The following is a 22,743-nucleotide window of genomic DNA, read 5'->3' on the forward strand; positions in this document are numbered from 1 at the left end:
GCTCTGTACACCTCGCGCATCATGTACACGACGAGATCGCCTTCCGTTGCGGGACACGAATTCCATGGACGGTGGCTGCTACCGCACCGGAGGAGGGCCGATACGGCTGCCGTCGCCATGGTGGCAGTCACACTGCTGAGTGGCTTGTACGCCACGCGCAACCTGGTCGCAGAAGTGTCAATCCCCCGTAAACTCGGCAACCCTCGCCCGCAGCTCGGCGTCAGGCCTGTCCGCAACCAGGGCTCGGCAGCCAGTCAAGCCCCGTTCCCGCCTCGACACGACGAAGATCATTTGGTGTGAGAAAACCTCAGTGTCCTCTTCGATTACTCAAGACCCCTCCGGTACAGGCTCCCCCAGGAGAAGGGATCGAGCGCGTGCACGGAAACCAGGGCTCAGGTTGGCGCTACCTACCAGGAAGCCCACGACATCCGCTGCGCGCTTGGCAGCGACCTCGTCGTACAGCCCTCCCATGTCCTCGGCCTTCTCGATGCGGTGCCCCAGGGCTGTCACCGACGTTGCCAGCTCCAGCATACGCAAGGCCGGCATCACGGCGTCGGGTCGTGTGAGAACCCGTACAGCAAGCTCACGCAGACGGGGGTAGTAATCGGGAAGCAGGCCAACGTGCACCCGCTCGGGCAGGGCACCACTCTGCTTGATCGTCTCTAGCAGTTGGGAGAGCCCTTGCTTTTCACGGAGTCCAACAGGTCCCCCAAAGAGATGTTCCTGTAGGCCGAGATCGTGATCAGCTACGTGGGTCGCCCGCATGCTCTCCACCGCGTGGCTCAGTGAAATCAGGTAGAGCCAAGAGCAGTCGAGTACGAGTGCCAGGTGGGTGGGGTTGCGGGGATCGAGGTGCTCAGCGACCGCCGCAAGCTCGTCGACCATCTGCAGTGGGTTGCGGTACTGCTCGTTGATCCAGTACGTGAACTCGCGGTACTCGAGGAGGGACTTGAGTCGCTTGTCCAGCCCTCCGAAGGCGCGGAGCACCTTCACTGCCCTCTCTTCCTGGAATAGCCAGGCGAGCGGCTCAGCTTCCAGGTCGAGGTCGATCGGATGCAGCTGCTCCAGGCTTCCGACCTCGCTGCTGTTCAGTGCTGAGATTCTCAGGCGGGAGGTGAGCTGCCTTGCGGCCGTGGTGAGGTCCTTCTCGCGCACCATGTAGGCGGCATCGGCGGTAAAGAAATCGGCCACTCCACGCACCCAGAACATGCGGTTGGTGGAACCCTTACTCGACGTCTTGCAGTCGACGATGGCGGTCTGAACGCGAAAGCCGCCTCCGATGGAGTAACCGAGTACGTCCAGGTCCGTGAACCCCTCTGGGGCACTTGTTCTCCGCCCACGAGGTCCGTTCGCCAGCGTATCGCTAGTGAGGCCGACTCCCCGAAGCTGCACGTCCAGGCGGGTTGTATAGCCCATCCGCCAGAGGAGCCGCCGAGAGGCGACCTTGAGACCAAGGTCCAGTTCGGTCATCGCGCACGTCCCCTTCCGAGAGCTGCATCAATGACCTTCTGCCATTGCTTCACTGACGTGCGCGCCTTGGGTCGGGTCCGGTGCATCGTCTGCATGGGCGCCGTAAAGGACTGCCCCAGAGAAAGCGTTCGTCGGGCCTGCTCATCACCCACGCGGCCCTTGAGCTGCTCACCGTAGGTGATCAGGTCCCGTGCGATCCGCAGAGCCTCCCGATTGTCTCGGGTGTCGATGAACTGCGGCGTCACCCAGGACCCGCCCGGCCGCGAGTCCGGGGCGAATTTGATCAGGCCGGCTGCATGGACGAGCCGGTACTGACGTTGGTGTGACGAGTGCGGGTTTAGGAACCCGCGGTTCTTGTCGAGAAGCTTGTCGATGACGGCAATGAGAGCATTCGGCGGCAGGTCGGTGCTGCCACCGAAGTGCTGTCCGCACCGCAGGCATGCCAACAGGGCGAGAGCCTTATCCAGAATCGGCTTCCGGCCCCGCAGGAGCTCGTGATCCAGGATGTACGGCATCGTCGCGAACGGTTGCAGAACGCCGTTCGGACGCTCGACAGCGGGGGCCATGAGGAGGCCACGGGCAATGGCGTCCTGAAGGAGAGGCTGCTCGTTCCCCACCGGGAGCCCCTGCTCAGCGCGAACGTCGGCAAACGCATCCGCAAGCTCTCCGGCCCCGTGGTTACGGATCAGCTCAGCCATGACTTCAGGGTTCTCGAAACCGAAGAACGGCGAGTAGAGCACGTCTCCGTCCGGCACCTGGATGCGCTTGACGAGTTGGGAGTGCTCACCCAGCTCAAGCAGGCCAGGAAGGGCTGCTGCATCCAGCCCTACGAGCTTGGCGGTCTCCTCCTGAGGGATGGGTCCTTCGGCAAGGGAGTCAACGAGGAGGATCATCTGCTCTTCCGCCTCGGACGGCTGCCTGTCCCTCCATGCCTCGCCCAGCTTGGCGTACAGGTTGTCGTAGTACGGAACATTTTCAGTGAACTTCACGATCTTGCCGCCAGACCGCTGGACGCCTTCGACGAAGCCCAGCTCGTCAAGCGCCATGACGACGGAGTCGAAAGCGAAATGACTCACGTCAAGCTGCTCAGCAGCCAAGGCGCGGAGCGCCTGCGCATCAGCGATGACCTCCTGGCCGCGGATAAGAGCGGCGAGGCTTGCTGCCATGCCGATCAGCTGGGTGTCCGCGAGAGGCGTCAGCGTGCCCGAGTTTGGGTCCACGTTGCGCAAGCCAGCGTGAACATCCTGGCAGCGCAGACCTTCATCAAACCTGTCCATCCGACCCCCAAGTTCGCAACGGACGCCGAGCACACACTCCGCTCGGTCAGCCCTCCGGTAAGCCGCACGCTCAACGCCGAGCCCTCAGAGGGGTTCTCACGACCTTGCCCCTCCGACGCGCGGTGAAGGCATCCCCAAGACGATGCACCAACGGAGTCCAACTGCGCGACCACATTGCACATATGTGCTCACGCGGAGTGTGGGCCAGGTGACATGCGGCGGCCGCAGTCGGCACGACGCAGCCCGACCGGGTTCCCATTTCGGGCGCCGGTCGGGCTGCTGACTCGCATGCGCGTTGCCACCGAGAGATCGGACTCCACGCTGGCGGTAAGGCTCCTTGACCCTCACGCCTCGCCTTGGCACCACCCGAGATGCCGCTCCGTTCGCAAGCGGCTCCAGGCCGCCCATGCCGACATCCCGAGTGAAGCCAGGAACGAGGTCGATGTCCTTCGGGACAGGACGCCGCTGCGACGACCGCTGCAGGGGTTGTCGGCTTCCTACAAGCAGTAACACCCAAGCGATCAGACTCTCGGTCCGGCCCTTGCGGAGCGCAGTGGGGAAGCCGAGAGGCACGCAGCCGGGAACAACTTCCAGACAAGCGCCGATCGCCGACGAAGCCGCTTCGACGTCTGTACCTGCCCGGAGTCCCACCTGATGCAGCGTCAGGAAAGTCAGCATTGGGTCAGCATTCGTAGACACACACCCGCCCACGGACGCCCACAGAAGGGGACGGCCCCGCACCATCGAAGGGCAAGCGCGGGGCGCGATCGGAGGCGCCGAAGCTTCAGCAACCGGAAGGCGTATGACTCGCGCCCCGCAGAGCCACCTCTCTCCAGTTACCGCAGGTCAGCGCACTCGGCCGCGTGGTTTGAGGTGGGTCGGGGGCAGGTCGGGAGCCGGAAGCGGAGGGCCGTCATACCCCTTCACCTCGCCGAATCTCGACCCATTCATCCAGTCCTCGCGGGCCTGTGCGATATCCTCATGGGACCGGCCAATCCAGTTCCAGAACATGACGATCTCCTCCTCGAACGGTTCGCCGCCGAGGAGCATCAGGGAGGCGTCCGAGGTTGCGCGGAGGGGGAGTTCGGTGCGGCCGCAGCCGAGGTAGAGCATCGAGCCGGGAAGGACCGGGACGTCGTCGACGTGTGCCTCGCCGGACATGGAGAGGACGGCGTACTCGAAGTCCGGTTCCAGGGGGAGGCGGGTTTCGGTGCCGGCGGCCAGGGCGAGGTCGGCGCCGACGATCGGGGTGTAGGCGGTGCCGGGCGAGGTCGCCGTGTCGAGGGTACCCAGGATGACGGTGGCCGTCAGGCCGGGGGCCGTGACGTGCGGGAGCTCTGCGTGGTGCTGGAAGTGCGGTTCGACGTGCCGGTGGGCGTCGGGGAGGGCGACCCAGAGCTGGGCGCCGTGCAGGTAGCGGGCGTGCTTGCGGGGGCTCTCCTCGGAGTGGCTGATGCCCCGGCCTGAGGTCATCAGGCCGAGCTCGCGCGGGCGCACCGTCTGCAGGCTGCCCACGCTGTCGCGGTGGAGCACCTCGCCCTCGTGCAGCCAGCTCACGGTCTGGAGGCCGGCGTGCGGATGCGGGGGGATCTGCATTCCGGGCTCGTCGGCAATGTCGTCCGGGCCGTAGTGGTCCACGAAGCACCAGGCGCCGACCATCCGGCGGCCCAGGTTGGGCAGCAGTCGGCGGACCTCGTGGGATGACTCGCCGAGCACGACCCGTCGCGGGCTGAGGAGTTCGCGTACGGGTTCGGCGACGACGAAGCCGCGGCCACCACAGGTCGAGAGAGCGGGCTGGCGATCGAGATTGCTCATGAGCACAACGTAGCCGCGTCGCCGGGGTCGCGTTAGGTGGAATGTTCAAGTTTCGGCACGTGTTGGAGCCATCGGACCGGAACGGGAGGAAGGCGGTGCACGGGATGAGCGAGTCGACGGGTTACCTGGGCCACGGGACGGCGGCCGAGCGGTGGGAGCGGGCACAGCTCTTCTTCGAGGCGAAGGAGTACGCGACGGCAGCACGCATCCTGGACCCGCTGGCCGGCGAGGCGCCGGAGCAGCTGGCGACCCGACTGCTGCTGGCCCGCGCCTACTACCACTCGGCCCAGCTCGGCCGGGCCGAGGCGGAGCCCCGCGGGATCCTGGAGCGCTGGCCGGTGGAGCACTACGCGCAGCTGATGCTCGGGCGGACCCTGGAGCGGCAGGGGCGGGCCGCGGAGGCCGCGCCGTACCTGCGGATCGCCGCGGCGATGAGCGGGGAGTTCCCTCAGGAGTGACGCGCGCCGAGGCCGGGGCGCCGAGCGGCGGGGCGGCGGGGCCGAACCTCCGGGGCCGGCCCCGCAGTGGCTTCGGCCGGGCGGGAGTGCCCTGTGGGGAGGCGCTCCGGCGTGCGAGCCTCCCCCGGACTTCGTCCGGAGGGATCTCCGTAGCCGTGCGAACGCCTGCCCACGCCCGGTGCGGAGCCCGGGGTCCGACCCCTGGCGTCCCGCTCGGATAGCCTGGGGGCACGATGAACCGTTTGACCACGCCTTTCGGCTCGTACGAGCTCACCCGCTTCCCTGAGGACCCCCGCGACCGGCTGCGCGCCTGGGACGCCGCCGACGAGTACCTGTTGCGGCACCTCACCACCGGGACCGGGGACCGGGACCCGGTGGCGCTGGGTGCCGGCGAGATCACCGTGCTCGGGGACCGCTGGGGGGCGCTGGTGACCGCGCTCGCCGGGCCGGCCGCCGGGCGGATCACGCAGATCACCGACTCGTTCCTGGGCCGGGAGGCCACCTCTGCGAACCTGGCGCGGGCCGGTGTGGCCGAGGGGGCCGTACGGCTGCTCTCCACGCGGGACACCCCGCCCGAGCGGATCGACGTACTGCTGGTGCGGGTGCCCAAGAGCCTCGCGCTGCTGGAGGACCAGCTGCACCGGCTGGCGCCCGCGCTGCACGCCGGGTCGGTGGTGGTGGGCACCGGCATGGTCAAGGAGATCCACACCTCCACGCTGAACCTGTTCGAGCGGATCCTCGGGCCGACGCGGACCTCGCTGGCCGAGCGCAAGGCCCGGCTGATCTTCTGCTCGCCGGGAGCGGAGCAGGCGGGTCACGGCAGTCACGGCAGTCACGGCACCCGATCGGATCAGGACGCCGGTCCGAACCCGTGGCCGCTCACGTACACCGCGGACGCGGACGCCGGGGCGGCCGCCGGGCTGACCGTGGTCAACCACGCCGGGGTGTTCTGCGCCGACCGGCTGGACATCGGCACTCGTTTCTTCCTCCGACACCTGCCGGTCGGCGAACCGATGGGGCCCGGCCGGATCGTCGACCTGGGGTGCGGGAACGGGATCGTCGGCACCGCCGCCGCGCTCGCCCACCCCGAGGCCGAGGTGCTGTTCACCGACGAGTCGTACCAGGCCGTGGCCTCGGCCGAGGCGACGTACCGGGCCAACGTCCCCGGCGTCCGGAGCGGTACGGGCCAGGGGAGCGACGGCGCCGTGTTCCGGGTCGGCGACGGGCTCGCCGGGGTGTCGGCCGGTTCGGTGGACCTGGTGCTGAACAACCCGCCGTTCCACTCCCACCAGGCGACGACCGACGCCACCGCGCTGCGGATGTTCGCACAGGCCCGCCGCGCCCTGCGGCCGGGCGGCGAGCTCTGGGTGGTCGGCAACCGACACCTCGGGTACCACGCGCGGCTGCGCCGCCTCTTCGGGAACTGCGAACTGGTGGCGAGCGACCCGAAGTTCGTGGTGCTCAAGGCCGTGAAGCAGGGCACCGGCCGATCTTCCGGCACTCACCGGTAACCCCTGGTCCCGGGGCTAGGCTCGCCCCCGTGAGCAGCGAGGGAGCGGGTGAGGGCACGGATCGGGGCACAGGCGGGGGCCCGGGCGGGGGCGCAGGTGGCGGGGTGCGCTACCGCCGGGAGGACGTGGCCCGGGCGGCCGGTGTGAAGGTGCGCAACCTGCGCTACTACCAGGAGCGCGGTCTGCTGCCACCGCCGCGCCGGGAGGGCCGGATCGCCTGGTACTCCGAGGAGCACCTGGTCCGGCTGCGGCTGATCGACGGTCTGCTGGGCCGCGGCTACACGGTGAACGGGATCGCCGAGCTGCTGGAGGCGTGGGAGCAGGGCGGCGGGATCGCCCGGCTCCTCGGCCTGGAGCGGGAGATGACCCGCGACTGGGTGCACGAGGAGCCGGTCACCATGAGCCTGGCCGAGCTGCGGGAGCTGTTCGGCCCGGCAGCCGGGCCCGAGCACACGCGGCGCGCCGCCGAGCTGGAGTACGTACGCATCGACGGGGACGCGGTGACCTTCCCGAGCCGGCGGCTGCTGGACGCGACGGCCGCGCTGGTGCGGCAGGGGGTGCCGCTCACCGAGATCCTGGACGCCGGCGAGTTCGTGCAGAGCCAGGCGGCGGCGCTGGCGGACCGGTTCGTGGGCCTGTTCCGGCGGCATGTGGTCGGGCCGGCGGGGCTGGGGCGGCTTTCGGCCGCGCAGCTGGAGCACATCACGGCGGCGGTGGCGGCGCTGCGGCCGGTGGCGGGCGATGTGGTGGCCGCGGAGTTCTCCCGGGCCATGGCCCGCAGGGTGGACGCGGAGGCCGCCGCGCTGCTGCGTACCGGCCGTGCCGGCGGTCCGGAATCCGGACGTACGGAGCCGTAGAACCGCAGGCCGCGAGCACGTCGGCCAGGGGTGGCGTGCAGTCGGGCCGCAGGCGACCCGCCGGTAGGAGTTGGCCGAAAAGCGGCTGTCGAACAACCTTGCCAACCGCCATTGGCACTCTTACATTCAACGACACAACCCATACCGGTCAGTAACGATCACAAGGGGGACATGTCGTGGAACATCACTTAGGCGACGGCCGGGTGAAATGGCGGCGGTTCGCCGTCCTGACCGTCCCGGCCGTCGCGGTCACCGCCGGTCTCGGCGTGGCCCTGGCCCAAGGGGCCCTCGCCGCCTCCTTCGCCGTCTCGGGCCAGCAGTTCAAGGTCTCCGCGCAGAGCCTGACGGGCGAGGGCTTCGCCCAGTACGGCAGCGTGGACGTCAACGCCCGCGAGGAACTCATCCCGGTCGCGGTCACCGCCATCCGGGAGGCCAAGCTCACCGACCTCTGCCAGTCGGTGGTCACTTCGCTCCCGGTGATCGGGGACATCTCTCTCGGTCTGACCGCGGGCAAGAAGACCCCGGTGGAGGCGAAGAACCTGTTCGTGGACGCCACCCAGCTCTCCGGCAACGCCACCTTCACCAACATCGAGATCGGCCGCGACGCCTCCACCCTGGACAAGGGACCCACCGAGGCCCAGGGCATGCAGGACCTCTTCGCCCAGCAGGCCGACTCCGTCACCATCACCGATCTGCGGCAGACCGCGTGGGCGACCAACGCGGGCACCTTCAAACTCTCCGGGCTCAGCATGAACATCAGCAAGGGCAAGAAGGAATGCTTCTGAGCCGCGGCGCCGCCGGCTTCCGGCGGTGGCGGCGCAGCCGCCCCTTCTGGGGCGGACTCGCCGCCGTCCTCGCCGGGGCGGAGATCTGCGCACTCCCCCTCGCCCCGCTCAAGGTGATGCTCACCCAGGGCGTGGCGGGCATCCCGTCCGTCCTGATGGGCCTGGTGATGATCGTGCTCGGCCTGTCCGCATGGTTCGCCCCGCACTACCGCGGACTCGCCGGGGTCCTCACCACGCTCATCGCCACCGCCGCCCTGGTGCTGTCCAACCTCGGCGGATTCCTGATCGGCACCCTCCTCGGCATCCTCGGCGGCGGCCTGATGTTCGGCTGGCAGCCGCGCACCGCACGCACCCCCACCCCGAACGCCGCACCCGTCCCCACCCGCTCCCCCGCGCCGGGCACCGCCGCCCCCGCGCACTCCGATCCCCAAGGAGCCCAGCCATGACCCGCACGCCCACCGCGCTCGCCCTCGGTCTGGCCGCCGCCGGCAGCCTGATCCTGGGTTCGGCCGCCACCGCGACCGCCGCCCCGGCACCCGTGTTACCCGCCGCCGGGTCGACCACCGTCACCCCGGCCGGCCACGCCTTCAAGGCCCAGCTCACCGGCAAGGCCACCCTGAAGGCCGGTTCCGTCACCGTGACCTGCTCGGTCTCCGTGGCCACCGGCACCGTCCCCGCCGCGCCCGGCAACCACAACCCGGCCGGCGCCGTCTCCTCCCCCATCTCCGCGCCCACGTACAGCTCCTGTACGTCGAGCATGCCCGGCGTCACCCCCACCGTGACGACCAGCGGCGCGTGGACGGTCGCCATGCAGAACGGAAGCCCGAGCACCGGCACCATGACCGTCCCGACCGGCGGGCTGGTGGTCCGTACGAGCGGCCTGGCCACCTGCACCGTCGTCGCCGCCCCCACCGCCCCGGCGCCCGTCACCGCCACCTGGGCGAACGGCGCCCCGCCCACGCTGACCTTCGTCAACGCCTCGGTGCCGGTCAAGGTGACCGGCGGGTTCGGCTGCCCGACCAGTGCGACCGCCTCCGTCTTCAACGCGGTCTACCAGGTCTCCGACACCACCGACCCGGCGCAGCAGATCACCGTGGCGCCCTGACCGCCGTCAGCACCGACGGCAGCCCGCGGAAGCCCACTGCGGCCAAGGCGGCCGCGGCAGCTCACGGCAGGTAGACGATGCTGGGCGCGCCCGTCGTCGGATGGACGCCGATCCGGGTCCGTACGCCGTACACCGCGTCCAGCATCTCCTCCGTCAGCACCTCCCCCGGCGTCCCGGCGGCCACCACCCGCCCCTCGGCGAGCAGGTACAGCCGGTCGCAGAACGACGCGGCCAGGTTGAGGTCGTGCAGCACCAGCAGGCCGGTCGCGGGCAGTCCCCGGACCAGCCCGAGCATCTCCAGCTGGTAGCGGATGTCGAGGTGGTTGGTCGGTTCGTCCAGGGCCAGCAGACCGGGTTCCTGGACCAGCGCGCGGGCCAGCAGCGCGCGCTGCCGCTCGCCTCCGGACAACTCCTCGAAGCGCCGGTCGGCGAACCCCTCCGCCCCGACCGTCCGCAGTGCCCCGGCGACGCGCCGCGCGTCCTCGGGGCCGTCCTGTTCCCAGAACCGCTTGTGCGGGCTCCGCCCCATGGCGACCACTTCCCGGACGGTCAGGCCCAGGGTGCCGGTCGCGTCCTGCGGGACCACCGCCACCCGGCGGGCCCGCTCCTTCACCCCCAGCGAGGCGACGTCCGTGCCGTCGAGCGCGATCCGCCCGGCAGTGGGCGTCAGGGTGCCGTACACGCAGCGCAGCAGGGTGGTCTTCCCGCTGCCGTTGGGGCCCGCCAGGCCGACGGTCTCACCGGGGCGGGCGGTCAGGTCCACACCGTGCAGCACGGTGTGCCCGCCGGTCTCGAACCGCAGTCCCTCGACGCGCAGTTCCGTCCCGGTCATCCGGCGATTCCTTCCGCCCGGGAGGACCGCCGCAGCAGCCACAGGAAGAAGGGGCCGCCGAGCAGGGCGGTGACCACGCCGACGGGTATCTCCTCGGGTGCCGCGGCGGTACGGGCGACCAGGTCGGCCAGCGTCAGGAACACCGCCCCGCCGAGCGCGGACACCGGGAGCAGCGACCGGTGTCCGGCGCCGACGGCCATCCGGGCGGCGTGCGGCACCATCAGCCCGACGAATCCGATCGCCCCGCTGTACGCCACCAGCACCCCGATGACCAGGGAGGTGAGCACGAACACGGCGGCCCGGAACCGACCGGTGTCCAGGCCGAGCGTGCGCGCGCCCTCCTCTCCCGCGAGCAGCAGGTCCAGCGGCCTGGCCAGGGCCGACAGCAGGGCGGTGCCGCTGAGCAGCACCGCGGCGGGGAGCGCCAGTTCGTCCCAGCGCGCGCCGCCGAGTCCACCCAGGGTCCAGAACAGTACGGAGCGCACCTGGTCGGGCTGGGCGGAGAGCACCAGGACCAGGCTGGTCAGGGCGGCCAGTACGTACTGCACGGCGACACCCGCGAGGATCAGCCGGCCGGTGGTCATGGTGCCGCCGCGGCGGGCCAGGGCGTAGACGGCGATCAGGGCGGTCATGGAGCCGGCGAACGCGGCGATGGGCAGGGACAGGCTCAGCGAGGCGCCGACTCCGAGCACGATGACCAGCACCGCACCGGCCGAGGCCCCGGAGGAGGCGCCCAGCAGGAAGGGGTCGGCGAGCTGGTTGCGGACCAGCGCCTGCAGGACGGCTCCGGTGACGGCGAGCCCGGCTCCCACCATCGCGCCCAGCAGCACCCGCGGCATCCGGACGTCCCAGACGATCGCTGCGAACGCGCCGTCCGGCCGGCCGGGGCCGGCGAGCACCAGGTCCAGCACCTCGCCCGGGGCGATCCGGACCGGCCCGAGGGCGAGCCCGGCGAGGGCGGAGGCGAGCAGGGCGGCGGCGAGCAGCCCGAGGACGAGCCCGGACCTCCTCGACCCGGGGCCCGGCCGGAGAGCCGGTGTCGGGCCCGACCGGAGACCCGGCCTCGGACCAGGTTTCGCCCTCGGCCGGAAGTCGGAACGCCCGCTGCCCGTGAGGCGGTTCACGACGCCCCGGGGTGCAGCCGGCCCGCCAGCGATTCCACTGCGTCGGCCACGCGCACGCCGAGCACGGCGGACGACAGCGGCAGCACGACGAACCGCTTGTCCCTGATCGCCGGGACCTGGGCCAGCGCCGGGTCGTCCAGCAGCCGCCGCTTCTTCTCCTCGACGCTGGTGCCGCCGTAGTCGTAGATGAGGACGACCTCGGGCTTCCGCTGGATGACCTCCTCCCAGGGGACGTCGCCGAAGCTGTCCTTGAGGTCGGCGAAGACGTTGGTGCCGCCGGCCCGGGTCACGATCTCGTTGGCGATGCCGTGTCCGCCGGAGGTGAAGGCGGAGCCCTCGCCGGAGTCGTAGACGAAGACGGTCGGCTTCTGCCGGGTGGCGACCTTCGCGGCCACCGCGTCGAGCCGCCGCTGCTGGTCGGCGATCAGGTCCTGTCCGCGCCCGGGGACCCCGAACGTGCGGGCCACCTCGGTGATCTCGGAGTTCAGCTGCTCGATGCCGACCGGGCCGCGGGTGCAGTACTCGATGCTCAGCCGCGTGCGGATGCCGGTCTTCTCCAGGCCCGCCCGGTCGCGGCCCGCCGCCTTGTCGAAGGCGGAGGAGTATCCGCCGTAGACGAAGTCGGGGTTGGCCGAGAGCAGGACCTCCTTGGAGGGGTACTCCTTGGCCAGCACCTTGATGCCGTCGTACGCCGTCCGGTAGCGGGGCAGTACGGAGTCGTCGAGGTAGGCGGTCCCGGCCATCCGGTCCTGCAGGCCGAGGGCGAGCATCAGCTCGGTGGCGTGCTGGTTCATCGTCACGGCACGGCGCGGCGGCGCCTTGTAGGTGGTCTCCACACCGCAGTTGGTGACGGTGTACGGGAATCCGGACGCGGAGCCGGCCGACGCGGCGCCGTCGTCGGTGCCGGAACCGGAACCGCTGCACGCGGTGAGGGATATCAGGGGTACGAGCAGCGCGGCGGACAGCGCGGCGCGCAGAACGGCCTTACGGGAGCGGGAATTCACGGAAGCGGGCCTCTCCGGGGGATCCTCGTCCCCTCGTCAAGCGGGTTGCTGAGGCGGCGCGTCAGGGTCTGACTCCCGGAATCCACGGGGGAGTTCCGGTCACAGTGGCGGGACCGCACCGGAGTCACACCGGATTTCCTGGTCCGCACCGCCTTGTGGTGACTCGCCCAGTCTGCCAGACACCTCCCGGGACCCGACTTGCACTGCGTTCAACGGCTGACCTAAGGTCACATCTGAACACAGTTCAAGTGCACGTGTGGGCACAAGTATGCCTGCGCACAGTGCAGTTGAACGGAAAACCGCTGTCACGGACCGGTGGCGTGCGGAGTCGAGCACGACCGAGGGGATGGGCATGTCTGTCGAGCGGGGCGTCGTTCTGAGTGACTCCGGCTGGCCGGGACCCCGGACCCCGGCCCCCGCGGAGCAGCGCTTCGGTGCCGTAATCACCCCTCTCGCCACCGCCGGGCCCTAGTCTGGATTCCTCGTCCCGGGAGGGTCCTTGAGCGCGGTCGTCTTCGTCCACGGTGTCGGCAAGCAGTACTTGAGCGAGGATTCCCTGGCCCGGGACGTGGTGCCCGAACTGGTGGGCGGCGCAAGACTGTCCGACGGCCCGGTGCCCGCCTCCGACGACGTGTCCGTCGCCTTCTACGGGGACCTGTTCCGCCCGCACGGCACCCGTGCCGGAGGCGAATTCCCGTACGAGGCAGCCGACATCGAGACCGAGGACGAGTTCCGGCTGCTGATGGAGTGGTGGGCGGAAGCCGCCCGCACCGACCCGGCCGTGCCCGCACCCAACGCCCCCGGAAGCCGCGGCACGGCGGGGTGGGCGGCGTCCCGGGCCCTGCGACTGAACTCCGTACGGTCGGCCCTGGACGCCCTGACCGGCGCGGCCTTCCTGCGCGGGGTGCTCGACCGGGCACTGATCGGCGACCTGAAGCAGCTCACCGCCTACCTCTCCGACCAGGCGGTCCGGAGCGCGGCCCGGGCCCGGGTGGCCGCGCGCATCACCCCGGCCACGAAGGTGGTCGTCGGGCACTCGCTGGGCTCGGTGGTCGCCTACGAGACCCTGTGCGACCGGACGCACCACACCGGCTGGGACGTTCCCGCGTTCGTCACCATCGGCTCGCCGCTGGGCATGCGCTCGCTGGTGCTGGACCGGTTGGACCCCGCGCCGGACGGGAACCGGCGGGCGGTCTGGCCCGGGCCGGTCCGGACCTGGACCAACATCGCCGACTCCACGGACATCGTCGCCCTGGTGCGCGAGCTGCGGCCCTCCTACGGCGACGGGGTGACCGACCTCCTCGTGCACAACGGCAGCCACATGCACGACGCGACCCGCTACCTGACCGCGGCGGAGACCGGCCGGGCCGTGGCGGCCGGGCTGCGCGCGGACGGCACCGTCCGCACGGCGGACCGGTGAGGCGGTTCCTCGTCGCCGCCGGCACCCGCCACTACCTCCAGGACCCGGAGCTGCCGCGGGCGCACGAGGACGTGACGGCGGTGGCAGAACTGTTCACGGCCGCCGGATACGAGCGGGTGCTGGCCGGGGTCTCGCTGGACCCGGCCGCGGCCCGCTTCGAGGAGGCCCTCGCCGACTGGTGCGAGACGGCCGCCCTGGAGCCGGAGGACGCCGTCGTCCTCTACTACGCCGGCCACGGCCACCGCGCGCCCGGCGGCTACCGGCTGGCCTGCGCCGACTCCCGGCACGGCCGGCCCGGATCATGGCTCTCGCTGTCCGCGCTCGCCGAGATCCTGGCCGAATCCCCCGTCCGCAACGTGCTGTTCGTCGTGGACGCCTGCCACGCCGCTGCCGCCGGCCCGGAGATCGCCGGCGTGACCGAGGCGATCGTGTCCCTCCGCCCGCGCGGCGACGAGCCCGGCTCCGGCACCTGGCTGCTGGCCTCCGCCCGGCAGCGCGAGACCTCGGAGGACGGCGCGTTCACCGGCCGCCTGGCCGCAGCCTGGCGGCAGGGCGACGGCCCCTCCCAGCGCCACCTGTCCCCCGCCGCGCTGGCCGAGCGGATCACCGCCTCGTTCGCCGCCGACGGGCTCCCGCAGCGGGCCGCCTGCTCCTCCCTCGACCAGTCCCGGCGGCCGCCGTTCTTCCCCAACCCGGCCTTCGACCCGCAGGCGGAGATCGGCCCGGACGGCCGGCCCGCCGCCGCCGACTCCGACCTCGCCGCCCACTTCGACCCGCGCGGCCGCGGCGTGGAACACGTCCACGACCCCGGCTCGTACTTCACCGGCCGGGAACGCGCGCTCGCCGCCGTACGGGCCCACCTGGCCGGCGGGGGCGGACGGGCGCCGCTGGTGGTGACGGCCGACCCGGGCTCGGGAAAGTCCGCGGTCCTGGGCCGGCTGGTCCTGGACGGGCACGCCGACGCCTCGGTCAACGCCCGTCACCAGACCATGGAGGCCGTGCTCGCCCGGCTGGCCGCGACGGCCGATGCCCGGGCCTCCTGCCCGGAGGCCCTGCTGGCCGCGCTGGCCCGCCGCACCCGGCCGCTCCGCATCGTCGTCGACTCCCTCGACGAGGCCGGTCCCGGCGGCGACAGGGCGGAGGCCCGCCGGATCGCCTGGGACCTGCTGCGTCCGCTGGGCGCGGTGCCCTGCGTACGCCTGGTCGTCGGTGCCCGGCGCGAGATGCTGCCGCACATCGGGGAGCGGGTCTCGGTCGTCGACCTCGACGAGCCGGCGTACGCCGAGGACACCAGCACCGCCGCGTACGTGGCGAAGGTCCTGACGGACACGGGCGCCCCGTACGCCGGCGCCCCGGAGGCCGCCCGCCGGATCGCGGCCGAGGCCGCCCGGCGTGCGGACCGGTGCTTCCTGGTGGCCCGGATGACCGCGACCGCCCTGCTGCGCGGACCGCTGGTGGACACGTCGGCACCCGGCTGGGCGGAGCAGCTGCCCTCCGACGTGGGCGGCGCCTTCGAGACGTACCTGCGGCGGCTGCCGCGCGAACGGCACACGGCGACGATGGCGCTGCTGACCGCGGCTGCGTTCGGCGAGGGCAACGGGCTGCCGCGCCGGACCTGGCTGCGGGCCGCGACCGAGCTGTCCGGCATCCCGCTGGCCGAGGCGGACGTCGACCTGCTGCTGGAGGGCGACGGCTCGTACCTCTCGCACGCGCCGGTGGACGGCACGACCTACTTCCGCCCGTACCACCAGGAACTGACGGACCACATCAAGGCCCGCACCCTGAGGTTCCGCGACCTCCCCGACGTCCAGGACTGCTTCGTCCGGGTCCTGCGCGGCCTGGTCCCGGACGGGGAGTGGGCCCGGGCGCCCGCCTACGTACGCTCGCACCTGGCCACGCACGCCGCCGCGGCCGGCCGGCTCGACGACCTGCTCGACGACGCCGGCTTCGTCCTGGCCGCGGACCCGGTGCCGCTGCTCGCGGCACTGCGGCACGCGACGCGCCGTCCGCTGCTGTCGATGGCGGTGGAACGGGCGGCGTACCTGCTGGCCGACGCCGAGCCCGGAACGGACCGGCCGGCCCTGCTGGCGTACGTGGCCCGGACGTACGGGGAGCACGGGCTCGCGGCCGGGGCGGAGGAACGGGCCGCCTCCGTCCGCCGGCTGGCCGTGGACCCGCGGCCGGTGACACCGCACCGCGTGGTGGGACGGCACGCCGGCGCCGCGTACTCGACCCATGTGATCGACCATCGGTGGTCGGTCGACGACACGGTCCTGCCCGGCGGCAGGGCGGTGGTGGCCAAGCCCCCCGACAGCCGGCTCGTACACCTCTGGATGCTCGATTCGCCGTCGCGGTCCGGGCTGCTGCCGCACCCCTCCCGGGTGACCGGCTGTGCTCTGGTGCACGACCCGCGCGCGCCCTCGAAAGCGGTCACGCTGGACGCGGACGGCACTCTGCGGGTCTGGGACCTGCGCGACCAGACCGCCGTCCTGACCATGCGGTCCACCGGTTTCGCCGCCCTGCTCGGCACCGGCGCCTTCCACGACGGAACGCACGTCGCGGTGTGCCGGACCGGGGCGGTGGTCGTGGTGGTCGATCTGGCCACGGGGAGGCGGGTGGCGCAGGTACCCACCGGGGCCGCCCGGGACGCCCAAGAGGCCCGGCCCACCCGGGAGGCCCGAGTGGCCCGGGGGGCCACGACGCCTGCCACCGCCTGTGTGTGCCACGACCGCGACGGCCGGGCCCGGCTCCTGGTCTGCGATCCCGTACGGGGAACGGTCACCGCGTACCCCCTGGAGGGGTCCGGCGGTGCACAGGTCCTGCTCACGGGACGGCCCGGGGCGGCCATCGCGCGTCAGACGCGCGGCAGGAGCGGCCGGGCCGCAGTCGCCCTGTGCGAACCGGGCACCCGGCTGACCCTGTTGGACGCGGACACGGGGCGGACGGCCGAAGCCCCGGTCCGGACCACCGCCGAGTACCTCGTGGGTGGATTCACGGCCGACGCCCCGGACGACCCCGCCCCCGACGACCCCACCCTGGTCGTCACCGACAAGTCGTCGCTGCTGACCCTGTCCCTGCGCACCGGGCCTGCGGTCCCGCCGCGGCTGCGCGGCAGTTTCCTCACCCTGGCGCCCTTCCGGCACGACGGCCGCACCTACGCGGTGACCACCGGGTTCGAACCGCAGCCGACCGTGGTGGACACCCTCAGCGGGGCGGCCGTCGGCGTGTCCCTGCACGGCCACGAGAGCTCGGTGTGCGCGCTCCACGTCCTCTCCGGCCGTGGCGGCTCCGGTCCCGAACTCCTCGTCGTGGGCAACGACGGCACGGCACGCCTGTGGACCTGGACGGACGTGGTGGATTCGCCGATTCCGGAGCAGACGGCGAGGAATCCCGATCGGATGGTGACCTGGGGCGGTGCCCGCGGAGTCGTCCTGCTCGACGCGTGGGCGTACCTGGCCCGCCTCGACGCGTCCGCCCTGGACCGGTCGGCGGCGCCGCCGGCCCGGTGGCCGACCGGCACGGAGCCCTTCTCCTTCCGGGACCGTGTGGAGGGGGCCGACGGCAGGCTGTACTCGCTGACCTCGGAATTCCGCGGCGAGGAGCGGGCCGCCGAGGCGGCGGACGGTCGCGGCGCCTACGTGGCCGAGTACTCCCTCCGCCGATGGGGTCCGGAGGGGAACCAGGAGCACCGCACCACGGTCGGCGGGTACCAGCAGGACGGCCCGGAGTACCGGCTGCTCCCGCCGACCGTGCAGCGGCCCTCCGTCCGGGTCGTCGCGTTCGACCCCGCGTCCGGCACGCTGAGCCTGCACGACCCGGACGGGTCCGGCACGCGCAGGCTGCGTCTGCCCTTCCGGGTCGCGCCGGCCGGGGAGCACCTGGTCTCGGCCGCGTTCACCACGGAGGCGGGAACGGCCGTCCTGATGACGGCCGTCCGGCGGGAGCGCACACCGACCGCCCCCGTGACCGGCCGGCTCTGGGACTGCGACACGGGACGCCCGGTGGGGGCGGACGGCATCGCCCTGCTGCCCGGCACCACCCTGCTCGTACCGGACAACGGCCCGGCGGGAACGCGCTGGATCGCCCAGCAGGGCACGGACGGGGCGACCTCGGTGACCGACGTCACCACCGGTGCGCGCTTCCCGGTCCGAGGTGCCAGGCAGCCCGGCTCCGGCGTCAGGAGCGAACCGCGGAACGCGATCGCCGGTCACGCGTTCCATCTGCGCTGGCTCAGGACGGCCCGGGGCGCCCCGGTGCTGGTGACACTGGACCACCGGGTCACGGACGACACCCATCCCACTCCGGTGTCCGTATGGGACTCCGCCGCACCGCTGACCGTCCGCCGGCTCCCGGTCTCCGCCACCGCCATCCTGTGGGCCGGTCCCGCTCCGAACGGCGAGGCCCTCGTGGCGGTCGGTGACACCCGTGGAGTGACCCTCTGCCACCTTCCGGAAGGCGAGCAGGTCTGGTCGATGCCCCTGCCCGCACTGGTCACCTGCCTCGCCCTGTTCCCGGGCAGCCCCACCCTGGACATGGCGATCGGCACCCAGCAAGGACTCGCCCTCGTACGCCCCGGGCTCGACCCGGCGTGGCGCAGGCGGCTCGGGCTGGGGTGAGCGGGCCGGCCCGGACGGGGAAAACGGATTGCCCGGGGCCGTGCCCCTGGGCGAGGCTCCGGGCATGATCGAGAAGCAGTCCACGACCGCCGCCCGTCCGGCGAGCGCCGCCCGCTCCGTGTCCGACCTGTTCGCCGCCGACGGGCGCCTGAAGGCGATCCCCCGCAAGCCCGCCCGCCGCGCACAGCTGCTCGCACACCTCACCGAGACCCTGTTCGCGCCGGAGCGGGCGTACACCGAGGCCGAGGTGAACGACGCGATCCGCACCGTCCACGAGGACAGTGCGGCCCTGCGCCGCTACCTCGTCATCGCCGGCCACCTCGTCCGGACCCGCGACGGGAGCAGCTACCGGCGGGCTCCGGAGGCCGCGGCCGCCTAGAGCCCGTCCCCCGGACGTGCGGTGCGCATGGTGCTGCAGGGCGGATCGGGCCGGGGCGGCGGGCGTGGCGTGGGGATTTGTGCGGGTTGTCGGGTGATGATGGCGCAGTGCGACTTGATCACGTGTCCTATGCGGTGGCCCGCGACAGCTTCGTCTCAACCATCCAGTGGATCGGATCGGCCCTCGGCGCCGGGTTCGTCGACGGGGGCGTGCACCCGCGGTTCGGTACCCGCAATTTCATCCTCCCGCTCAGCGGCGGCACCTACGTCGAGGTCGTCACCACACTCGACCACCCCGCCGCCGACCGCGCACCCTTCGGCCAGGCGGTCGCGCGCCGTGCCGCCGAGGGCGGCGGCTGGCTCGGCTGGGTGGTCTCCGTCGACGACATCGCCCCGGTCGAGGCCCGCCTCGGCCGCACCTCGGCCGAGGGCCACCGTGTCCGCCCCGACGGGTTCGACCTGAGGTGGAAGCAGATCGGCGTGCTGGAACTGCTGGAGGACCCGCAACTGCCCTACTTCCTGCAGTGGCTGGTCCCCGTCGAGGAGCGCCCGAGCGCCGAACCGCGCACCTCCACCACCATCCACGGGGTCTCCATCGCCGGCGACGCCGCCTCCATCGCCGAATTCCTCGGCGAACCGGCCGACCACCCCCTCGACCAGATCGACGTCACCTGGGTCGAGGACGAGGAACCGGGCCTGGTCTCGGTGGAGTTCGCCACCGCCCACGGCCCGGTCACGATCTGACCGAGGGGACAGGACCTAGAAGTTGCCGTAGTTGACCTGCCAGGTCGGCAGGCCCATCCGGCGCCACAGGGCGACGACGCGGTCCCGGTCGTCCAGCGAGACCCGGACCGAGTAGCGGTACCGGACGTGGGCGTCGAAGAGTTCCGCCTTCACGATGTCGTCGCTGCGGCCGTCCCCGGACGCCCTCATCCACAGCTCGTCGTACGGGACTTCGTGCCGGGCGAGCCATTCCTCGGTGATCGTCCGGTGGTCCTCGCTGCGCCCGGACAGCAGGACGATGCGGTCCCCCTCGGCACTGCGGAACGCGCGCAGTGCCTGGCGCACCGACACGTTGAGCAGGTCCAGGTCGCAGCGCGTGAAGTCGTACGGGCCGCGGTCGCCGCGCAGCGCCAGCGTGCCGTCGATGTCGCACATCACCGCGGACGGCAGCGCCGGGTCGGCGGCGTAGGGCTCGGCGGACGGCTGCGAGCCCAGCCATTCGGCGGTGAGCCGCCATCCTCCCTTGGTGGCCTTGCGGTGCTTGTCGGCGAGGATGTGGATGATCTCCTCGCCCACCGGCCGCTCCCGCCCGGCGTCGCGCCGTACGCACTCCTCCACCGGTACGCCGGTGAAGTCGTGCACCACGAAGGACGCGTCGTGGCCGGTCAGCGCGGCCTTGAGGCGCTTGGGGATGTGCGGGGTGAGGTGCGTGTTGTCGACGACCACGTCGAAGCCGCCCTCGACCGCCGTGCGGACGGCGGCGTCCTGGACGGCCAGCACGGTCTGCTCGTGCGCGTGCGAACGGCCGCGCTCGGGCGCCGGTATGTCGAGCATGGTGCGCAGGTCGTCGAGGTTGACGCGGCGCATCCTGCCCTCGGACTCCGCCTGCAGCCGGCGCGCGGCCGTGGTCTTCCCCGAGGCGGGGAGTCCCGTCATGACGTGTACTACGGGCACTGGTTCAGTTCTCCTCGTCGGTGGTGAAGGGGTCGGCCGTCTCCGGCCGTACGGCGCGCCAGACCAGCAGGTCCGTCGGGCGGCCGTCGAGCCGCAGGAACATCGCGGACCTGATGCCGGGCTCGACCGGCAACGCCTTCACGGCGCGGGCGAACGCGCCGCGGTCGGCGCCCAGGTGGGCGACGGTCCCGTACGCCTCGTCGATGGCCCGCTGCCGGGCCGCCGCCGCGTCCTCCAGGCGCGCGATCACACCGCGCACCCAGGCGTCGAACTCGTCGGGCACCTGCTCCAGCAGGGCGTCCAGCGGACGGCCCCCCTGGGAGGTGATGCCGCCCAGTTCGGCGACGGACAGGCCGAGCCCCTGCGCAAGCCGCTTCGCCGAGGTTCCCGCGAACCGCTGGATGCCGTGGCTGCGCCAGATGTCGCGTTCGGTGACACCGGTCAGGACCTTGTGCAGGCGTACGTACTCGGCGATCTTCGCCTTGGCGCGCACGCCGGAGGCGAACCGCAGGACGAAGCCCTCCGCGTCCGTGCCGGTGGCCGCGCCGCCGCCGGGCAGCGTGTTGGTCTCGGTCAGCTTGAGCAGGTCGTCGAGGGGCATGGCCGGGTGCACGGTCACCACGGAACCGATGCCCGCCCAGTGCGCGGCCGCGCCGGCCAGCGGTATCTCGGTCCCGTCCCGGCCGAAGGCGGCGAGCAGCACCAGGTCCCGGCGGTCGCCGTAGTCGACGACGATGCGGTTCTGCGGGTAGAGGATCTCGGCGAGGTAGGTCACGCCGGGGACGAGCGCGGAGGTGTCCGCGCGGTCGAGGCGGCGCTGCGCCCAGAGGGCCTGGGTGCTGCCGAAGGAGCCCTTGGAGGCGACCCGCCAGCTGCCGGCGTAGTGGAACACCACGCCGAGGCTGCCGTCGACCTTCTCGTACACCTCGAACGGCTCGTCCGGCAGGGCGGGCGCGTACGGCTGACCGGACTCGTGCTCGCCGACGTTGAAGAACTTCGGCAGCGGCAGGGCGACGACCTCGCCGGTGGCGTCGTCGGCGACGAGCCCCCGGCAGCGCATGGTCACCCGGGTCCAGTTCCGCTCGTACTGGCAGGTGCGCGAGTAGGTGTAGATGGACAGCGGCAGCTCGGGGTGCGACTTGCGGATGACGTGTCCGGCCTCGATCGCGTCCGCCAGGTCCTGCGCGGGCATCAGGTCATGGAGAGTCAGGGTCACCTGGCTCATGGGGTTCCTCCCGGTTCGTGAGGCTTCATCCTCTCGTGCGGGAGGGGGCCGCCGACAGTGAATTAGCGGTGGGGCGTCGTGCGCGGGGAGTCTAGCGGGGGGCTCGGACACCGGGGGCCCCGGGCTGAACCCGGGTGGAACCACGGGTGGAACCCCGGGCGGTGGGGGTCCCCGGGCGGGGGCGGGCGGATGCGCTTCTCCATCGCCGACTCGCCTTCCCACACAGCCAATTGCTGCGCAAACCCTTGTCCCGCGGACCCGGTTCGCCAATGATGCTGCGGGCGCGGAGCCCGGCCGCCGCCGGTCCCCGCGCGCCACCCCCCAACCCCATCCGGCCGGAGGCATGCCGTGCGGACGAGTCGTCACATACGCAGACGTCACATACGGAGGACGGGCGTGGTCGTCGGCGCCGCCCTCACCCTGGTCGTCGCAGTCCCCCAGGTGGCCTTCGCCGCGCCACCGCCGGCCCTCCCCGGCAACGCCGGCGCGATGGAGCTGGCGTTCCAGCCGGCGTACGACTACGACACCGACGGCTGCTATCCGACGCCGGCCATCGGCCCGACCGGGGTCCTCAACGGCGGCCTCAAGCCCACCGGAGCCCTCGACGGCAGCTGCCGGGACGCCTCCGACCTCGACAACACCAACGGCTACTCCCGCGCCACCTGCAACAACGGGTGGTGTGCGGTCATCTACGGGCTGTACTTCGAGAAGGACCAGGCGCTGCCCGGCATCAGCCTCGGCGGCCACCGCCACGACTGGGAGCACGTGGTGGTGTGGATCCAGAACAACGAGGCGAAGTACGTCGCGACCTCCGCCCACGGCGACTTCAACATCCACACGCGGGACCAGATCCGCTGGGACGGCAACCACCCCAAGATCGTCTACCACAAGGACGGCATCGGCACGCACTGCTTCCGCGCCGCGAACAACAACGACGAACCGCCGGAGAACCACAAGCGCACCTGGCAGTTCCCCACGCTCGTCGGCTGGGACGGCTATCCCCCCACCCTCCGCGACAAGCTCAGCCAGGCCGATTTCGGCAGCGCGCACTTCGGGCTGAAGGACGGCTCCTTCCAGTCCCACCTCGCGGAGGCCAAGCCGGCGGGCATCCCCTTCGACCCGTACGGGTAGACGCCGGTCCCAGAGGAATCGGCCGGGGAACCAGTCGGGGAACCGGCGGGGGAACCGG

Annotated in this window: 19 protein-coding genes and 1 riboswitch; of the genes, 11 read left to right on the top strand and 8 right to left on the bottom strand. The window is 71.9% G+C overall.

What is annotated here, in order from left to right:
• Positions 1-327 precede the first annotated feature (327 nt).
• The 3 genes from AB0O36_RS03815 to AB0O36_RS03825 all read right to left on the bottom strand — a co-directional run bounded on the left by AB0O36_RS03815 (position 328) and on the right by AB0O36_RS03825 (position 4,562).
• A complete protein-coding gene (locus AB0O36_RS03815) occupies positions 328-1,470 on the bottom strand; it encodes a hypothetical protein (RefSeq protein WP_365103593.1) in 1,143 nt (380 codons plus the stop codon).
• Positions 1,467-2,747, bottom strand: coding sequence for a hypothetical protein (locus AB0O36_RS03820; RefSeq protein WP_365103595.1), 1,281 nt, complete (start codon positions 2,745-2,747; stop codon positions 1,467-1,469). The genes AB0O36_RS03815 and AB0O36_RS03820 overlap by 4 nt, the downstream gene beginning before the upstream one ends.
• An 846-nt stretch (positions 2,748-3,593) precedes the next feature.
• Positions 3,594-4,562: a pirin family protein gene (locus AB0O36_RS03825; RefSeq protein ID WP_365103597.1), complete on the bottom strand. Its 969-nt coding sequence runs from the start codon at positions 4,560-4,562 to the stop codon at positions 3,594-3,596.
• A gap of 104 nt (positions 4,563-4,666) precedes the next feature.
• Between AB0O36_RS03825 and AB0O36_RS03830 the strand changes: the two genes are divergently transcribed.
• The 6 genes from AB0O36_RS03830 to AB0O36_RS03855 all read left to right on the top strand — a co-directional run bounded on the left by AB0O36_RS03830 (position 4,667) and on the right by AB0O36_RS03855 (position 9,278).
• Complete coding sequence (locus tag AB0O36_RS03830) at positions 4,667-5,020, top strand: tetratricopeptide repeat protein (protein ID WP_365103600.1); 354 nt, start codon at positions 4,667-4,669, stop codon at positions 5,018-5,020.
• A gap of 242 nt (positions 5,021-5,262) precedes the next feature.
• Positions 5,263-6,531 (top strand): methyltransferase, encoded by a 1,269-nt coding sequence (locus AB0O36_RS03835; RefSeq protein ID WP_365103602.1) that lies wholly within the window; start codon positions 5,263-5,265, stop codon positions 6,529-6,531.
• A 29-nt stretch (positions 6,532-6,560) separates the two neighbouring features.
• Positions 6,561-7,388, top strand: a complete 828-nt coding sequence (locus tag AB0O36_RS03840; RefSeq protein ID WP_365103605.1) for a MerR family transcriptional regulator — start codon at positions 6,561-6,563, stop codon at positions 7,386-7,388.
• A 176-nt stretch (positions 7,389-7,564) separates the two neighbouring features.
• Complete coding sequence (locus AB0O36_RS03845; protein WP_365103608.1) at positions 7,565-8,173, top strand: DUF6230 family protein; 609 nt, start codon at positions 7,565-7,567, stop codon at positions 8,171-8,173.
• Entirely contained in the window at positions 8,164-8,619 is a 456-nt protein-coding gene (locus AB0O36_RS03850) for a DUF6114 domain-containing protein (RefSeq protein WP_365103610.1), read from the top strand. The genes AB0O36_RS03845 and AB0O36_RS03850 overlap by 10 nt, the downstream gene beginning before the upstream one ends.
• The gene (locus AB0O36_RS03855; RefSeq protein WP_365103612.1) at positions 8,616-9,278 is read left to right on the top strand and encodes a hypothetical protein; all 663 of its coding nucleotides are present in this window, start codon (positions 8,616-8,618) and stop codon (positions 9,276-9,278) included. The genes AB0O36_RS03850 and AB0O36_RS03855 overlap by 4 nt, the downstream gene beginning before the upstream one ends.
• A gap of 61 nt (positions 9,279-9,339) precedes the next feature.
• Here AB0O36_RS03855 and AB0O36_RS03860 read toward each other — a convergent pair whose 3' ends face one another.
• The 3 genes from AB0O36_RS03860 to AB0O36_RS03870 all read right to left on the bottom strand — a co-directional run bounded on the left by AB0O36_RS03860 (position 9,340) and on the right by AB0O36_RS03870 (position 12,238).
• On the bottom strand, positions 9,340-10,110 hold the full coding sequence (locus tag AB0O36_RS03860; RefSeq protein ID WP_365103615.1) for an ABC transporter ATP-binding protein: 771 nt from the start codon (positions 10,108-10,110) through the stop codon (positions 9,340-9,342).
• The gene (locus tag AB0O36_RS03865; RefSeq protein WP_365103965.1) at positions 10,107-11,096 is read right to left on the bottom strand and encodes an iron ABC transporter permease; all 990 of its coding nucleotides are present in this window, start codon (positions 11,094-11,096) and stop codon (positions 10,107-10,109) included. Before AB0O36_RS03865 ends, AB0O36_RS03860 begins: the two co-directional genes overlap by 4 nt.
• A gap of 134 nt (positions 11,097-11,230) precedes the next feature.
• On the bottom strand, positions 11,231-12,238 hold the full coding sequence (locus AB0O36_RS03870) for an ABC transporter substrate-binding protein (RefSeq protein ID WP_365103617.1): 1,008 nt from the start codon (positions 12,236-12,238) through the stop codon (positions 11,231-11,233).
• 41 nt (positions 12,239-12,279) lie between these two features.
• Positions 12,280-12,420: riboswitch (cobalamin riboswitch) on the bottom strand.
• Positions 12,421-12,737: 317 nt separating this feature from the next.
• Here AB0O36_RS03870 and AB0O36_RS03875 point away from each other — a divergent pair.
• The 4 genes from AB0O36_RS03875 to AB0O36_RS03890 all read left to right on the top strand — a co-directional run bounded on the left by AB0O36_RS03875 (position 12,738) and on the right by AB0O36_RS03890 (position 19,396).
• Positions 12,738-13,658 (top strand): hypothetical protein, encoded by a 921-nt coding sequence (locus tag AB0O36_RS03875; protein ID WP_365103618.1) that lies wholly within the window; start codon positions 12,738-12,740, stop codon positions 13,656-13,658.
• A complete protein-coding gene (locus tag AB0O36_RS03880) occupies positions 13,655-18,274 on the top strand; it encodes a caspase family protein (RefSeq protein ID WP_365103621.1) in 4,620 nt (1,539 codons plus the stop codon). The genes AB0O36_RS03875 and AB0O36_RS03880 overlap by 4 nt, the downstream gene beginning before the upstream one ends.
• Positions 18,275-18,338: 64 nt before the next feature.
• Positions 18,339-18,653, top strand: coding sequence for a DUF2087 domain-containing protein (locus AB0O36_RS03885; protein WP_365103623.1), 315 nt, complete (start codon positions 18,339-18,341; stop codon positions 18,651-18,653).
• Positions 18,654-18,760: 107 nt separating this feature from the next.
• Positions 18,761-19,396, top strand: a complete 636-nt coding sequence (locus AB0O36_RS03890; RefSeq protein WP_365103625.1) for a VOC family protein — start codon at positions 18,761-18,763, stop codon at positions 19,394-19,396.
• A 15-nt stretch (positions 19,397-19,411) separates the two neighbouring features.
• Here AB0O36_RS03890 and AB0O36_RS03895 read toward each other — a convergent pair whose 3' ends face one another.
• Both AB0O36_RS03895 and AB0O36_RS03900 read right to left on the bottom strand, forming a co-directional pair.
• Positions 19,412-20,329, bottom strand: a complete 918-nt coding sequence (locus tag AB0O36_RS03895) for an AAA family ATPase (RefSeq protein WP_365103628.1) — start codon at positions 20,327-20,329, stop codon at positions 19,412-19,414.
• A 4-nt stretch (positions 20,330-20,333) separates the two neighbouring features.
• Positions 20,334-21,554 carry an RNA ligase gene (locus tag AB0O36_RS03900; RefSeq protein WP_365103630.1) on the bottom strand — a complete coding sequence of 407 codons (1,221 nt, stop codon included), beginning with the start codon at positions 21,552-21,554 and terminating at the stop codon, positions 20,334-20,336.
• Positions 21,555-21,920: 366 nt separating this feature from the next.
• Here AB0O36_RS03900 and AB0O36_RS03905 point away from each other — a divergent pair, with 366 nt between their 5' ends.
• Complete coding sequence (locus AB0O36_RS03905; RefSeq protein ID WP_365103968.1) at positions 21,921-22,685, top strand: NPP1 family protein; 765 nt, start codon at positions 21,921-21,923, stop codon at positions 22,683-22,685.
• The last annotated feature ends 58 nt before the right edge of the window (positions 22,686-22,743 follow it).

Origin of the sequence: Streptomyces sp. NPDC089799 (genome assembly GCF_040684755.1) — a bacterium.
Taxonomy (GTDB): domain Bacteria; phylum Actinomycetota; class Actinomycetes; order Streptomycetales; family Streptomycetaceae; genus Streptomyces.

Coding starts and splice junctions, on each gene's coding strand:
- AB0O36_RS03885 (WP_365103623.1), top strand. CDS start 18,339: ATGATCGAGAAGCAGTCCACGACCGCCGCCCGTCCGGCGAGCGCCGCC.
- AB0O36_RS03830 (WP_365103600.1), top strand. CDS start 4,667: ATGAGCGAGTCGACGGGTTACCTGGGCCACGGGACGGCGGCCGAGCGG.
- AB0O36_RS03815 (WP_365103593.1), bottom strand. CDS start 1,470: ATGACCGAACTGGACCTTGGTCTCAAGGTCGCCTCTCGGCGGCTCCTC.
- AB0O36_RS03900 (WP_365103630.1), bottom strand. CDS start 21,554: ATGAGCCAGGTGACCCTGACTCTCCATGACCTGATGCCCGCGCAGGAC.
- AB0O36_RS03855 (WP_365103612.1), top strand. CDS start 8,616: ATGACCCGCACGCCCACCGCGCTCGCCCTCGGTCTGGCCGCCGCCGGC.
- AB0O36_RS03820 (WP_365103595.1), bottom strand. CDS start 2,747: ATGGACAGGTTTGATGAAGGTCTGCGCTGCCAGGATGTTCACGCTGGC.
- AB0O36_RS03860 (WP_365103615.1), bottom strand. CDS start 10,110: ATGACCGGGACGGAACTGCGCGTCGAGGGACTGCGGTTCGAGACCGGC.
- AB0O36_RS03850 (WP_365103610.1), top strand. CDS start 8,164: ATGCTTCTGAGCCGCGGCGCCGCCGGCTTCCGGCGGTGGCGGCGCAGC.
- AB0O36_RS03825 (WP_365103597.1), bottom strand. CDS start 4,562: ATGAGCAATCTCGATCGCCAGCCCGCTCTCTCGACCTGTGGTGGCCGC.